The following is a 14,137-nucleotide window of genomic DNA, read 5'->3' on the forward strand; positions in this document are numbered from 1 at the left end:
AGGGGCAGCCCCCTCCGGCCCCCGGGAGACGTGTCAGAACAGACGCAGCTTGTCGTCCTCGATGCCGCGCAGTGCGTCGTAGTCGAGCACCACACAGCCGATCCCGCGGTCCGTCGCCAGCACCCGCGCCTGCGGCTTGATCTCCTGCGCGGCGAAGATGCCCTTCACGGGGGCGAGGTGGGGATCGCGGTTGAGCAGTTCCAGATAGCGGGTCAGCTGCTCGACACCGTCGATGTCGCCCCGCCGCTTCAGCTCCACGGCCACGGTCTGCCCGTCGCCGTCCCGGCACAGGATGTCGACCGGGCCGATGGCGGTGAAGTACTCGCGGCGTATCAGGGTGTAGCCCTCGCCGAGTGTTTCGATCCGGTCGGCGAGCAGTTCCTGGAGATGTGCTTCGACGCCGTCCTTGATGAGGCCAGGGTCGATGCCCAGCTCATGGGACGAGTCATGGAGGATTTCCTCCATCGTGATGATCAGTTTCTCGCCCGCTTTGTTGACCACGGTCCAGACACCGGCGGAGTCGCCGGAGCCTTCCTTGAGGGTGCAGGGCGGCGACATCCAGTTGAGGGGTTTGTACGCCCGGTCGTCGGCGTGGATCGATACGCTCCCGTCCGCCTTCACCAGGATCAGGCGGGGAGCGGAGGGCAGGTGGGCCGTGAGCCGGCCGGCGTAGTCCACGGAACAACGGGCGATGACGAGACGCATGGTGCGCAACGCTACTCGACGACGGGGGGTGCACGCGATTCTCCCCCCACCGGGCCGGGAGGCCCGGAGGTCCAGGGGGGTACCCAAGACGCTTGCCCCTCTTTGCTCCTCTTCGTTATTGGCCGGTTGTGTTCCCAATCTCCTGGTGCGGCCAGGACTGCACCCTTACCGTGGAAGCAGGAGGTCGTCGTCCGCGTACGCTGCGTCGCCGCCCTCTTCCCTGCCCGTAAGGCCCCGGCCCGGCGTCGGGGTCGCGAGAGGAGAACCCATGTCGCTCGACGTCTCACCGGCCCTGTTGGAACAGGCCGAGCGAGGCGAGGTCGACGAAGCCGACTTCGTCGACTGCGTCCGGACCTCCCTGCCCTACGCATGGGAGATGATCAGCTCTCTGGTGGCTCAGCTGAAGGTCGACGGCGGAGAGTTCGCCGACAACCAGACGCCCCCGCCGGACGAGCAGGCACGTGGTCAGTTGCTGCGCGCGCTCGCGAGCGATGCGATACGCGGTGCACTGCAGCGGCACTTCGGGGTGCGTCTCGCATTCCAGAACTGCCACCGCGTCGCGGTGTTCCCGCTGGACGCCTCGTCCGACGAGCGGCTGGCCCGCTTCACCTCGGTGAGGGGCCAGTTGCTCAACCAGTCGCCCGAACTACGGGACTGCTAAACGCTTCTGCTGCCGTTCCGGGCCGGGGGAGGTGACGGGCTCCGGGACGGCAGCCCCGTACCCCGGGTGTGTGCTCAGGTGAGGAGCGGCAGTACGTCCGTGCCCAGGCGGGCCACGTTCTCCTCGGTGGTCGCCAGGTCTCCCGAACCCTCCGCCAGGAGCGCGAAGCGGGTGATCCCGGTCCGCTCGGCGGTGGCGGCGAGCCGGTCGGCCGCGAGCCGCGGCGGGCCGACGGGATGAAGGCCGCACAGCAGCTCCGTATAGGCGACCGGGTCGCGCATCACGCGGTGCCGGCCGTCGACCGTCACATGGGCGTCCAGCCCCTGGCGCAGCCAGCCGGGCATCGCCTTCACGAGCGTCTCCACGGCGTCCTCGGCACGGTCGGCGATCTGGGCCACCCCCGCGGACACATGTCCGACGTCCCGGACGCTCTCGGGCGAGCGGCCCGCGGCGAGGGCGGCGGAGCGCCACAGGGAGACCATCTCGGCCTTCTCCTCGTCGCCGCAGTGCATACCGAGCAGCATCGGCAGACCGTGCTGTGCGGCGAGCCTCACCGTCTTCGGCGAGGTGCACGCGACGACGACTTCGGGACCGCCCGGGCTCTCGCTGTCGTCCGCGCCCAGGGGTTCGTCGGCCCGGGGGACCACGGCCACCTCGCGGAAGCCGTAGCGCGGCCCGCTGCCCGCCACCCTGGGCTTGGTCAGCCAGTCGAGCAGCAGCTCCAGGGACTCGGGGAAGCCCTTCTCGTACGCCTCCAGACCCTCGCCGAACACCTCCAGGTCCACCCAGGGGCCGCCCCTGCCGACGCCCAGGGTGAATCTTCCTCCGCTGGTGAGATGCAGCAGGGCGGCCTGTTCGCCGAGCGTGACCGGATGCTGGGTCGACAGCACGCTCACCGCCGTGCCCACCCGGATCCTCCGGGTGCGGCCGAGCAGCAGCGCGGCCAGCGTGACGGCGGACGGGCAGACCCCGTACGGCACGAAGTGATGTTCTGCCAGCCAGACCGAATCGAGTCCGGACTCCTCCGCGACCTCGGTGGACCGGACCGCTCGATGCAGCGCTTCGCCCGGCCCTTGCCCCGGGAACTGGGCTGCCAGTACGAACGTTCCCACACGCATCGCCAATTGCCTCCTTGCGGCCGACGCGGCTCTCCCCAAGGCAACAACGCCTGACACGTGCCAAAGGCACGGCTGGTCGGCGAGCTGTTGCGATTTTCCGGTAACTCACCCGGTCCGGGGCGTTCTCCCGGGCGGCGCGGGCTTGGCGTTGGGCTGATTGGCCCTACGCTGGAAACCTCATGCCCGGTCTGCCCTGTGAGGTGTCACGTGTCCCCGCGCCGTAACCGCCCCCGAGGCGGCGACAGTCCCGACGACAGCAGGGTGGAGCCGTTCGCCCGGTACGGCGGGGGCGGGCGCACGGAGGAGTGGCGGGGCGAGGAGTGGTCGGTCCGCCCGGTGAGCGGCGCGAGCGCGGCGGGCAAGCGGTATCGCTGCCCCGGCTGTGATCAGGAGATCCCGTCCGGTGTCCCGCACCTGGTGGCCTGGTCCGAGTACGGCGGGATCGACGACCGCAGGCACTGGCACAAGGCCTGCTGGAACGCGAAGGACCGCCGCACCACGCAGGTGCAGCGGTCCAGGAACGCGCCTCGCTACTGAGCCGCGACGGACGGCGGACGGCGAGCGCCCGCCGGTGGCCGAGGGCGCGCGGCCGGTCAGACGTCGCGCTTCTCCAGGGACAGGAAGGCGCCGGCCATCGCCACGGCCGTGATGCCGAGCATGATCCACAGCGAATCCCAGCCGCTCGGCCCCGACCCGGTGACCGAGGTGTCGTAGAGCGCGCTGAGCTGGCTGGGGACGGAGTACTCGAGAAGGACCCGCTGCAGATCGCTGAGCATCTCCGCGACCATGAACAGGGCCAGGACGATCGGCAGCAGTACGACCCCGATCATGATCGTGATCGCACCGGCGGAGTGCCGGATGAGGGCCCCGACGGCGAGCGAGAGCAGTCCCAGCGTCGCGATGTAGAGCCCGACGCCGACCGTGGCACGCAACCAGTCGCCGCCGGTGGGCGCAGGACCGCCGATGAGGGCCGTCTGCAGGACGCCGACCAGGGTGGTCGTCACGGTCGTGATGACGAAGGTGAGCAGGAAGAAGACGATCGCCTTCGCTGTCAGCACCCGTGCCCGGCTGGGGCAGGCCGTCAGCGTCGTACGGATCATGCCGGTGCCGTACTCGGAGGTGATGGTCAGCACGCCGAGCGTGATTACGCAGATCGAACCGAGGAGCACCCCGAAGAAACCGAAGCTGAGCACCGGGGTGCCGCTGGTGTCGGCAGTCGCGGCACTGACCGCTACCGCCGTGAGCAGGCCGATGCCCAGAAGCAGCACGATCATGATGCCGAGCGTCCACATCGTGGAGCGCACCGAACGGATCTTGGTCCACTCGGAGGCGAGCGCGTCACCGAGGGTGGCCTGGCGCACCGGGATCGACGAGGCGTAGGGCCCGGCGAATGCGTTCGGTCCGTACTGCCGCGGCACCGGGGCCTGCTGCTGGTACGGCGCCTGCGGGGGCGGCGGTGTGGTCATCGGGCGTCCTCGCTGGTCTCGTGCTCGGTCGGGTCTGCGGGGGCTGCGGCAGGGGCCGCCGGGGGAGCCGTCGGCGCGAAGGGCGCCGCCGGGGCCGTCGCGTACGGGTTCTGTCCGGGCGGCGGTGGCGCGTACCAGCCCTGCTGCGGCATGTCCGGGACCGGCGGCTGCCCGTACCCGCCGGGTACGGGCAGCCGCAGACCGGTCTTCTGGTCCGTCGTCGAGCGGTAGTCCACCGCGCTCTGGGTCATCCGCATGTACGCCTCCTCCAGCGAGGCCTGGTGCGGCGAGAGCTCCCACAGCCGGACGTCCGCCCCGTGCGCCAGATCGCTGATCCGAGGCAGGGGCAGACCGGTGATCCGCAGGGCCCCGTCCGGCTCCGGCATGACCTGGCCACCTGCCTCGGAGAGGGCGGCGGTCAGCTTCTCCCGCTGTTCCTGCGCGCCGTCCGCGACCCGAATCCGGGCGAAATCAGCCGAGTTGGCGGAGATGAAGTCCTTGATGCTCATGTCGGCGAGCAGTTGTCCGCGGCCGATCACGATCAGATGGTCGGCGGTGAGTGCCATCTCGCTCATCAGGTGCGAGGAGACGAAGACCGTGCGGCCTTCCGCGGCGAGTGTCTTCATCAGGTTGCGGACCCAGAGGATGCCCTCGGGGTCGAGGCCGTTGACGGGTTCGTCGAAGAGCAGCACCTGCGGGTCGCCGAGCAGCGCCGCCGCGATGCCGAGCCGCTGGCCCATGCCGAGCGAGAAGCCGTTGGAGCGCTTGCGTGCCACCTCGTGGAGACCGACGACACCGAGCACCTCGTCGACCCGGGCGGCCGGGATGCCGGCGAGCTGGGCCAGCGAGAGAAGGTGGTTGCGGGCGCTCCGCCCGCCGTGCACCGCCTTCGCGTCCAGCAGCGCGCCCACCAGGCGCGGTGCGTTCGGCAGGCTGCGGTAGGGGTGCCCGCCGATCGTGACATGGCCGGAAGTCGGTCGGTCCAGGCCCAGCATCATGCGCATGGTGGTGGACTTGCCCGACCCGTTGGGACCGAGGAACCCGGTGACGGCCCCCGGCCGGACCTGGAAGGAAAGGTTGTACACGGCCGTCTTCGCGCCATAGCGCTTGGTCAGGCCGACTGCCTCGATCATGCTCCAGCCCCATCGACTTCTCGGTCGTCGGGGCCCAGGCCGTGCGGCCGTACACCCCCCGTCGGAGTTAGGAGGATATCCAGGGCTTGACGGTTCCGACCAAGGAGTTGCGGCACTAGCTCCCGCCGGTCCGGTGTCCGGCTCTCGGCTCAGGCGTCCCGCTTCTTCAGGACGAGGTAGCCGCCGAGGAGCGCGGCCGCCACCCATGCGACCAGAATGCCGAGCCCGCCCCATGGCCCGTACGGCGCCGGGTTGCTGTTCATGGCGTCGGGAACCACCTGCATGATCTTGGATCCGGCCTGGTCGGGAAAGTACCGGGCGACCTTCTTCGCCCCCGGGACCACCGACAGGATCTGCGAGATCAGGAAGAAGAACGGCATCAGGATGCCGAGCGACAGCATGGAGCTGCGCAGCATCGTCGCCACGCCCATGGAGAAGATCCCGATCAGACCCATGTAGAGGCCGCCGCCGATGACCGCGCGCAGGACGTTCTCGGCGCCGATGCCGGTGCCGTGGTCGCCGAGGAGGGCCTGCCCGAGGAAGAACGAGACGAAGCTGGTGGCGATGCCAACCACCAGGGCCAGCGGACCGGCCACCGCGATCTTGCTGAAGAGGAACGAACCACGCCGGGGCACGGCCGCCAGCGAGGTGCGGATCATGCCCGAGCTGTACTCCGTACCGACCACCAGCACCCCGAAGACGACCATGGCCAACTGGCCGAGCATCATGCCGGAGAAGCTGATGAGGGTCGGGTCGAAGGTGGCCCTCTCCGGTGCGGGGAGGTCGTCGAACTGGGCGTTCATCAGGGCCGAGAGCGCCGCGCTCATCGCGACGGTGACGACGAACGCGCAGACCAGGGTCCACACGGTCGACGAGACCGTACGGATCTTGGTCCACTCCGAGGTCAGGACCGCTGTTGCCGAGGCCATTGCCGTCACGCCCCCTTGCCCGTGCCGGAGGTGCTGGACGGTCCCGAGACGCCGGGGGCGTCCGGGAGGCCCGGTGCGCCGTTCCCGGCCGGGTCGACGGCGTTCCGGCGGTCCCACTCGTCACCCCAGCGTGCACCGGCCGGCGGTGGTTGCTCACCGAGTTCCGAATGCGCGTGGTACTCCACGGAATCCGCCGTCATCTGCATGAACGCCTCCTCCAGAGAGGCCCGCTGGGAACTCAGCTCGTGCAGCACGAGCTGATGCCGGGCGGCGAGCTCGCCCAGCGCCTCGGTGGTGGCGCCGTCGATCTCCAGGGTGCCGCTGCCCGTCTCCACCACGATCAGGCCCTCCGCGTGCAGGACGTCGCGCAGCCGCTCCTGCTCCGGCGAGCGCAGTCGTACGTAACTGCGGGAGTTCTGGTGGATGAAGTCCGCCATCGAGGTGTCGGCGAGCAGCCGGCCCTGGCCGATCACGATCAGATGGTCGGCGGTGAGGGCCATCTCGCTCATCAGGTGCGAGGAGACGAAGATCGTCCGGCCTTCCGCGGCGAGCGTCTTCATCAGGTTGCGGATCCAGTGGATGCCCTCGGGGTCGAGGCCGTTGACGGGCTCGTCGAAGAGCAGCACCTGCGGGTCGCCGAGCAGCGCCGCCGCGATGCCGAGCCGCTGCCCCATGCCCAGGGAGAAACCTTTCGACTTCTTCTTCGCCACCGCACTCAGACCGACGGTGTCCAGCACCTGGGCGACCCGGCTCTCCGGGATGCGGTTGCTCTGCGCGAGACAGAGCAGATTGTTGTACGCGCTGCGCCCGCCATGCATCGATTTCGCGTCCAGCAGCGCCCCGATGTACGTGAGGGGATCTTCCAGGTCGCGGTAGCGCTTGCCATCGATGCGCACCGAGCCACTGGTCGGGTGGTCGAGATCGAGCATCATCCGCATCGTCGTGGACTTGCCCGACCCGTTGGGCCCCAGAAAGCCCGTCACCATTCCGGGCTTGACCCGGAACGAGAGCCGGTCGACGGCCACCTTGCTGCCGAAGTGCTTGGTGAGGTCCTCGAGCTCGATCATGCGCTCACGCTAGAACGGCCGCGCGCCCGGCGCCACCACACAGGGCGGAACCGGGCGCGCAAGAGGTACAGCTGTGGTTCTCCGGGGTCAGCGGGTCTGCTGAGCCGGAACGCCGCGGGTGACCGGCTCGTCCTCGGCGGGCGCGCCGGCGGCGGCAACGGCGGCCCCCGTCAGCGTCGCCAGCATCTCGCGGACGTTGGTCAGCTGGGCGTTGATCGAGTCGCGGCGGTTGGTGAGCGCCGCCAGCTCGCGCTCCGATTCGCTGCGGATCCGGTCGGCCTTCGCGTTCGCGTCGGCCACGATGTCCTCGGACTGGCGCTGCGCGGTCTCCACCGTCTGACGGGCCCGGCGCTCGGCGTCCGTACGGAGCTTCTCGGCCTCCAGGCGGAGCTGCTCGGCGCGGTGCTCGATCTCGGCGAGGCGCTTCTCGGCCTTGGCCTGACGGGACGCGAGGTCACGCTCCGACTGGTCGCGGCGCTTGGCCAGGTTGGTCTCGAAGTCCGCGGCGGCCTGGGCGGCCTTGGCGCGGGTCTCCTCGAAGAGGGCGTCCGCCTCCTCGCGCTTCTGCGCGGCGTCCTTCTGGGCGTCCGCGCGGAGCGAGGAAGCCTCACCCTTGGCCTTGTCGACGATACGGACGCCCTCGTCCTCGGCCTTCGCCTTGCGGTCGGCGGCGAACGACTCGGCGTCGTTGCGCACCTGCTGGGCGGCAGACTCGGCGAGCTCGCGGTGCTGCTCGGCGGCCCGGCGGGCCTCCTCACGCAGGTCCTTCGCCTCCTCCTCGGCCAGGCGGAGGATCTTCTCGACGCGGGCACCGAGACCGGCGTACGACGGCTCCGCGTCGTCCACCTGGACCTGGGCGTTCTGCGTTTCGAGGTGGAGCTCCTCGATGCGCTTTTCCAGAGACGTGATGCGGGTGAGTGCGCTGTCACGGTCGGCGACGAGCTTGGTAATGCGGTCGTCCACCTGACCGCGGTCGTATCCACGTCGCACGAGCTCGAAGCCGAAGGGGGAGGAAGGGTCGCTCATGAGGTTCCTGTCGAATGAGACCGGTGAGGTGTTAGAGGGAATCCTAGGGGCCCGGACGGCGTGTCATCGAGTGGATGCCCTTTTGATCTGGAGAATGACACCCCTTTTGAGTGGCGGGCCCGGGTAACTCTTGCTGCTCGGAGGGCTGAAGGTCCTTGACGAAGCATGAGAGATGTCAGGGCGGCTACCCCTCAGACGACTTGCCACTCGATCGGGTGCCCGCCGAGGCGCCGGCCTTGACGCCGTCGGAGCCCTTGTTGCTCGGCGGCGCCTCGAACGACTCCAGCGCCTCCAGGACGTCCTGCACCCGGGAGATCTCGGTGTTGATGTCCTCGCGCCGACGCATCAGCAGATCGAGTTCGCGCTTGCCGTCGTCCACCGTACGCTTCGCCTCGGCCTCGGCGTCGGCCCGCAGCTTCTCCGCCTCACGGACCGCCGCGGCCTTCTTCTGCTCGGCCTCCTTCAGCAGCGTCTCGGCCCGCTTCACCGCCGCGATCCGGACCTTGCTCGCCTCCGAATTGGCCTCCGCCAGCAGCTCCTTGGCCTTGGCCGCCGCCTCGTCGCGCTGCTCCGTCGCCGCCTTCATGAGGTTGTCGACGCGCTCGCCCGCGGTCTTCATCTGCTCTGAGGTCTCCCGGCGGGCCCGGTCGTGCAGCTCCTCGATCTCGCTCTCGATCCGGGTCCTGAGCTCCTCTGCACGCTCCCGGATGGCGGTGGCGTCCCGACGCGCGCCGACCAGCAGCTCGTCCGCGTCCGTACGGGCCCGCTCCACCAGGGAGTTGCCCTCGACGGTCGCCTCCGAGGTGATCCGCACGGCCTCCTTGCGGGCCACGCCCACCATCGTGTCGGCCTGCTCCTCGGCCTCGGTGGCGGCGCGCAGCGCCTCCTCCTGGGCCTTCTCGATGAGCTGGTCCGCCTGCTCGGCGGCATCGGTTCGGCGCTTCGCCGCGGCCTCCCGCGCCTCGTCCAGCAGTCGGTCCGCCTCCTGGCGGGCCTCCGAGCGCATCCGCTCGGCCTCGGCCTCCGCCTCGGCCCGCACCCGCTCCGACTCCTCCCCGACGCGGGCGGCGTGCTCCTGCGCGGAGCCCACGGTGGCCGCGGCCTCCGCACGCAGCCGCTCGGCCTCGTCCGTGGCCTCGCCCGTGATCCGGGCCGCCTGCTGGGTGGCCTCCTCGACGAGCTGGGTGGCCTGCTGGGTGGCTTCCTCGACGAGCTGGGTGGCCTGCTGCGTGGATTCCGTACGGATCCGCTCGGCCTCGCTCGTCGCCTCGCCCACCAGCCGGTCGACCTGGGCCGCGGCCTCGGAACGCATCCGGTTGGCGTCCTCGCGCGCCTCGGCCCGGCTGCGCGCCGCGTCCTGCTCGGCGGAGGCCAGCGCGTCGGAGGCCTCGGTGCGCATCCGCTGGCTGTACTCCGCGGTGTCCGCGCGCAGCCGGTCCGACTCGCTGATCGCCTCGGAGACGGTCCGCTCGGCCATCGCCTTCGCGGCCTCGGACTCCTCCTTCGCCTCCTGGCGGATCCGGCTCGCGTCCTCGCCGGCCCGCTCCCGCTCCGCGTACGCGTCGGCGCGGACCCGATCCGCCTCCTCCTGCGCCTCGGACTTCGTCCGCTCCGCGACATGCTCGGCGGTGGAGCGCAGCCCGGCGATCTCCGCCTCGGCCTGCTCCTGCAGCCCGCTGACCGAATCCCGTACCTGCTGGGCGGTCTGCTCGGCGGCCGAGACCAGCTCGGTGGCCCGGCTGTCCGCCTCCTCGACCAGGCGCTGCGCCTCGGTCTGTGCCTCCTCGACCCGCTTGCGCGCGGAGGCGAGGAGCTCCTCGCTCTGCTCGCGGGCCCGCTCGCGCTCCTGGTTCGCCTCGGAACGCGCCGCGTCGAGGGTCTCCTCCGCCTCCCGGCGGCGCCGGTTGGCCTCCTCCTGCGCGGCGGCCAGCGCCTCGGCGGCCTCCGTGCCCACGCGTTCCGCCGCGGCCGTGGCCTCGGCCCGCACCCGGTCGGCGCTCTCCTGCGCCTCCGACTTGAGCCGCTCCGCCTCGGCGGCCGCCTCGCCGCGCAGCCGCACGGCGGTGGACTCGCCCTCCGCACGGGACTGCGAGGCATCCGCCGCGGCCTCGTCACGCAGCCGCTCCGCCTCGGCCTCCGCCTGCTCCTGCAGCGTGCGCAGCCGCTCGGCGGACTCCGCGCGCAGCCGCTCGGACTCCTCGTTGGTCTCGCGCCGGATGCGTTCCGCCTCGGCGCGCGCCTCGGTGAGCGCCTGCTCGGCGGTGGTGACCCTGCTGTCGGCCTCGGCGTGCAGCCGGGCCAGCTCCTCGGACGCCTCGGTCTTCCGGGCCGCGACCGCGCGCTCGGTCTCCCCGCGCAGCTCCGCCGCCGCCTGTTCGGCCGCGGCGGTGGTGGACCGGGCCTGCTCCTCGGAGTCGGTGCGCAGTTGCTCGGCCTCGGTCCGGGCGCGCTCCAGGGCCTCCTCGGCCTGCTTGCGCACCGCGGCGGCGCGCTCGGCGGCCTCGCCGCGGACCCGCTCGCTCTCCGTACCCGCGGTGGTCCGCAGCTCCTCCGCGTCCGCCTTCGCCTTGGCCAGCAGCTCCTCGGCGGTCTTCGCGCCCTCCTCGATCTGCTGGACGGCCTCACGGCGGGCCTCGCCGCGGATCCGCTCACCCTCCGCGACCGCCTCGGAGCGCAGTTGCTCGGCCTCGCCGCGCAGCCGGCGCGCCTCCTCCTGCAGCTCGACCGTCCTGGCCCGGTACTCCTCGGTGTCGTCCTTCGCCGCGCCCTTGAGCTGATCGGCCTGCTCGGCGGCCTCGCCGCGCAGCCGGTCCGCCTCGGCCTCCGCCTCCCGGCGGATCCGGTCGGCCTCCTCGCTCGCCGCCCGGGTGGTGGACTGGGCGTTCTCGGACGCCTTGGTCAGTACTTCCTCGGCGGTCCTGGCGGCCTTGGCGAGCTGGGCCGCGGCGTCCTCGGCGGCTGCCGTGCGGGCCTTCTCGGTGGCCTCGGACTTCACCCGGTCGGCCTCGGCACGGGCGTCGGCGAGCGCCTGCTCGGCCTCCGTCCGGAGCGCCTCGGCCTCCGTGGTGGCCTCGCCGACCAGCCGGGCGATCTCCGACTTGGCCGTACGCGTGCGCTGCTCGTTCTGCGACTCGACGGCGGCCAGCTGCTTGGCCGCGGTCTCCTTCGCCTCGGCGGTGACCTTCTCGGCGGCCAGACGGGCCTCGCGCAGCCGGGTCTCGGCCTCCTGCATGTGCTGCTCGGCGGCCCGGGTCAGCTCGGTGGTCTGCTGCCGCGCCTGCTCGGTCTCGGCCGTCGTGGACGTACGCAACTGCTCGGCGTGGCTGGTGGCTTCCTGCGCCTGGGCGGAGGCGGCACTCAGCAGTCGCTCGGCGTCCTTGCGGGCGCGCAGCAGGATCGCCTCGGCCTCGGCACGGGCCGCCTCGGCCTCCGAACCGACCCGTTGCCTGGTCTCCTCCGTGACCCGCCCCGCCTCGGCGCGCGCGGCCGCCAGGGACTGCTCTGCCTCAGCACGGGCCTCCGCCATCAGCCGGCGCGCCTGGGACTCCGTCCGGGCCCTGAGCTGCTCGGCCCAGGCGACGTTCTCGTTGACGTGGGACTCGACGGTCTGGCGGCGCTCCGCAAGCTCCTGGTCGAGCTGCTGGCGCCGCTGCACGGCCTCGTTGTGCAGCTCGGCCTGGAGCCGGGCCTGGTGCTCGGCGTGTTCCTGGAGGATCCGCTGGGTCTGCGCGCGGGCGTCCCGCAGCTCACGTTCGGCGTCGGTGCGCAGCTGATCGGCCTGGATCTGGGCGTTCCGCAGCATCTGCTCGGCCTGATAGCCGAGGTCCGCGCTGTCGTAGGCGGGACGGGTCGCGAGATTGCGCCGGGCCTCGTGCAGCTTGGCGCGCAAGACCTCGACCTGGTAACCGAGATCCTCGGCGTGCTGGACGGCCTTCTCCCGGTCGGTCCTCAGCCGGTCCATCTTGGCTTCGAACCGTGAGAGATGGTCGTCTTCAGCTCGGTGGCTCTCCTGGCGTTCGTAGCCCCGCACTGCGCGGTCCCATCCTTCCCCGAGCTCTCAACTTCGTTCGAGCAGGGGAGACCCCAACCCTGGTCGCACCTCTCCAACGAGTACCGTTCACCGGTGAACGGTCCCCCGGGGAATGGTGGCAGATCAACGGCTGGGAACGCGGCGCGCCCCCGACCCGGCCCCGGCCCGGAACCGCCCACTCTACCGGGCCAGGTATCCGGAGGTCAGTGCTCCGCTGATGAGGTGACCAGTTCTGTGAGGACGCCGTGGCAGTCCTTGGGATGCAGGAAGGTGATCCGGGACCCCATCGAACCGGTCCTGGGCTCGTCGTACAGCACCCTGACGCCCTTCTCCCGGATGTCCGCCGCATCGGCGTCGACGTCCGCGGTTCCGAAGGCGATGTGGTGGACACCCTCCCCGTTCTTCGCCAGCCACTTGCCCACGGCGGAGTCCTCCCGGGTCGGCTCCAGGAGCTGGAGGTAGGAGGCACCTCCGTCGGACGTATCGTTGATCTTGAGCATGGCCTCCCGGACGCCCTGCTCCTCGTTGACCTCGGAGTGGAACACCTCGAACCCGTAGGTGGAGCGGTAGAACTCGACAGTCCTGTCGAGGTCGAAACAGGCGATCCCGATGTGGTCGATTCGCGTCAGCATGGAACCAGTGCAGCGTCCCACCGATGGTTACGCAACGTGCGCGCCGTCACACCCGCTGCCGGATGACGGGCGCGGAACCGCTCAGTACATTCAGGTAAACCCTCGTTCACTCCTATTCCCAAGGGGCTGCGGCTCATGTCAGGAACGACTGGTACGACCTCAGTGATTGTCGCGGGCGCACGCACGCCCATGGGCCGCCTCCTCGGCTCGCTGAAGAGCTTCTCCGGGGCCGATCTGGGGGGCGTCGCGATCAAGGCCGCGCTGGACCGGGCCGGCATCGGCGGTGACCAGGTCGAGTACGTGATCATGGGCCAGGTGCTGCAGGCCGGTGCGGGCCAGATCCCGGCCCGCCAGGCCGCGGTCAAGGCGGGCATCCCGATGAACGTCCCCGCCCTGACCATCAACAAGGTGTGTCTGTCCGGGCTCGACGCGATCGCGCTCGCCGACCAGCTGATCCGTGCGGGTGAGTTCGACGTCGTCGTCGCCGGTGGCCAGGAGTCCATGACCAACGCCCCGCACCTGCTCCCGAAGTCCCGCGAGGGCTTCAAGTACGGCGCGATCGAGATGCTCGACTCCATGGCGTACGACGGTCTGACCGACGCCTACGAGAACGTCGCGATGGGTGAGTCCACCGAGAAGCACAACACCCGCCTCGGGCTGAACCGCGCCGAGCAGGACGAGATCGGCGCCCTGTCCCACCAGCGCGCCGCCGCCGCCCAGAAGAACGGCATCTTCGAGGCCGAGATCACCCCGGTCGAGATCCCGCAGCGCAAGGGCGACCCGGTCCTCTTCTCCAAGGACGAGGGCATCCGCCCGGAGACGACCGTGGAGTCCCTCGGCAAGCTGCGCCCGGCCTTCGCCAAGGACGGCACGATCACCGCGGGCACCTCCTCCCAGATCTCCGACGGCGCCGCCGCGGTCGTCGTCATGAGCAAGGCCAAGGCCGAGGAGCTGGGCCTGGACTGGATCGCCGAGATCGGCGCCCACGGCAATGTGGCGGGCCCGGACAACTCGCTCCAGTCGCAGCCGTCCAACGCCATCAGGCACGCCCTGAAGAAGGAGGGCCTGGAGGTCGCGGACCTCGACCTCATCGAGATCAACGAGGCGTTCGCGGCGGTCGCCGTCCAGTCGATGAAGGACCTCGGCATCACCTCCGACAAGGTGAACGTGAACGGCGGCGCCATCGCGCTGGGTCACCCGATCGGCATGTCCGGCGCCCGGGTGGTGCTGCACCTGGCGCTGGAGCTGAAGCGGCGCGGCGGCGGCACCGGAGCGGCGGCGCTGTGCGGCGGCGGCGGCCAGGGCGACGCGCTGATCATTCGCGTCCCCAGGTAGGAACGTCCCGGGCCGCTGGTCCGTAGTACACGTAG

At 70.8% G+C, this 14,137-nt stretch carries 12 protein-coding genes; 3 read left to right on the forward strand and 9 right to left on the reverse strand.

Annotated elements, in window-relative coordinates; genetic code table 11:
• Positions 1-33 precede the first annotated feature (33 nt).
• Positions 34-705 (reverse strand): endonuclease NucS, encoded by a 672-nt coding sequence (gene nucS, locus AB0L71_RS06590; protein ID WP_365238711.1) that lies wholly within the window; start codon positions 703-705, stop codon positions 34-36.
• A 268-nt stretch (positions 706-973) separates the two neighbouring features.
• Between nucS and AB0L71_RS06595 the strand changes: the two genes are divergently transcribed.
• Positions 974-1,366: an SCO5389 family protein gene (locus AB0L71_RS06595; protein ID WP_365238713.1), complete on the forward strand. Its 393-nt coding sequence runs from the start codon at positions 974-976 to the stop codon at positions 1,364-1,366.
• A gap of 74 nt (positions 1,367-1,440) precedes the next feature.
• Here AB0L71_RS06595 and AB0L71_RS06600 read toward each other — a convergent pair whose 3' ends face one another.
• A complete protein-coding gene (locus AB0L71_RS06600; protein WP_365238716.1) occupies positions 1,441-2,484 on the reverse strand; it encodes an LLM class flavin-dependent oxidoreductase in 1,044 nt (347 codons plus the stop codon).
• Positions 2,485-2,691: 207 nt separating this feature from the next.
• On the opposite strand from AB0L71_RS06600, the gene AB0L71_RS06605 reads away from it, so the two are divergent.
• On the forward strand, positions 2,692-3,021 hold the full coding sequence (locus AB0L71_RS06605) for an ATP/GTP-binding protein (protein ID WP_365238718.1): 330 nt from the start codon (positions 2,692-2,694) through the stop codon (positions 3,019-3,021).
• Positions 3,022-3,077: 56 nt separating this feature from the next.
• Here AB0L71_RS06605 and AB0L71_RS06610 read toward each other — a convergent pair whose 3' ends face one another.
• The 7 genes from AB0L71_RS06610 to mce form a co-directional block, all read right to left on the reverse strand.
• Positions 3,078-3,950 carry an ABC transporter permease subunit gene (locus AB0L71_RS06610; RefSeq protein WP_365238721.1) on the reverse strand — a complete coding sequence of 291 codons (873 nt, stop codon included), beginning with the start codon at positions 3,948-3,950 and terminating at the stop codon, positions 3,078-3,080.
• Positions 3,947-5,083 carry an ATP-binding cassette domain-containing protein gene (locus tag AB0L71_RS06615; protein ID WP_365238724.1) on the reverse strand — a complete coding sequence of 379 codons (1,137 nt, stop codon included), beginning with the start codon at positions 5,081-5,083 and terminating at the stop codon, positions 3,947-3,949. The genes AB0L71_RS06610 and AB0L71_RS06615 overlap by 4 nt, the downstream gene beginning before the upstream one ends.
• 149 nt (positions 5,084-5,232) lie before the next feature.
• The gene (locus tag AB0L71_RS06620) at positions 5,233-6,012 is read right to left on the reverse strand and encodes an ABC transporter permease (protein ID WP_365238727.1); all 780 of its coding nucleotides are present in this window, start codon (positions 6,010-6,012) and stop codon (positions 5,233-5,235) included.
• Positions 6,013-6,017: 5 nt separating this feature from the next.
• Positions 6,018-7,079: an ATP-binding cassette domain-containing protein gene (locus AB0L71_RS06625; protein WP_365238730.1), complete on the reverse strand. Its 1,062-nt coding sequence runs from the start codon at positions 7,077-7,079 to the stop codon at positions 6,018-6,020.
• 87 nt (positions 7,080-7,166) lie between these two features.
• Positions 7,167-8,105, reverse strand: coding sequence for a cellulose-binding protein (locus tag AB0L71_RS06630; protein ID WP_365238734.1), 939 nt, complete (start codon positions 8,103-8,105; stop codon positions 7,167-7,169).
• A 184-nt stretch (positions 8,106-8,289) separates the two neighbouring features.
• Positions 8,290-12,135 (reverse strand): polarized growth protein Scy, encoded by a 3,846-nt coding sequence (gene scy, locus AB0L71_RS06635; protein WP_365238737.1) that lies wholly within the window; start codon positions 12,133-12,135, stop codon positions 8,290-8,292.
• A gap of 203 nt (positions 12,136-12,338) precedes the next feature.
• Positions 12,339-12,767 carry a methylmalonyl-CoA epimerase gene (gene mce / locus AB0L71_RS06640; RefSeq protein ID WP_365238740.1) on the reverse strand — a complete coding sequence of 143 codons (429 nt, stop codon included), beginning with the start codon at positions 12,765-12,767 and terminating at the stop codon, positions 12,339-12,341.
• A gap of 135 nt (positions 12,768-12,902) precedes the next feature.
• Here mce and AB0L71_RS06645 point away from each other — a divergent pair, with 135 nt between their 5' ends.
• Positions 12,903-14,102 carry an acetyl-CoA C-acetyltransferase gene (locus AB0L71_RS06645; RefSeq protein WP_365238743.1) on the forward strand — a complete coding sequence of 400 codons (1,200 nt, stop codon included), beginning with the start codon at positions 12,903-12,905 and terminating at the stop codon, positions 14,100-14,102.
• The last annotated feature ends 35 nt before the right edge of the window (positions 14,103-14,137 follow it).

Source organism: Streptomyces sp. NPDC052052 (genome assembly GCF_040680455.1).
Lineage (GTDB): Bacteria > Actinomycetota > Actinomycetes > Streptomycetales > Streptomycetaceae > Streptomyces.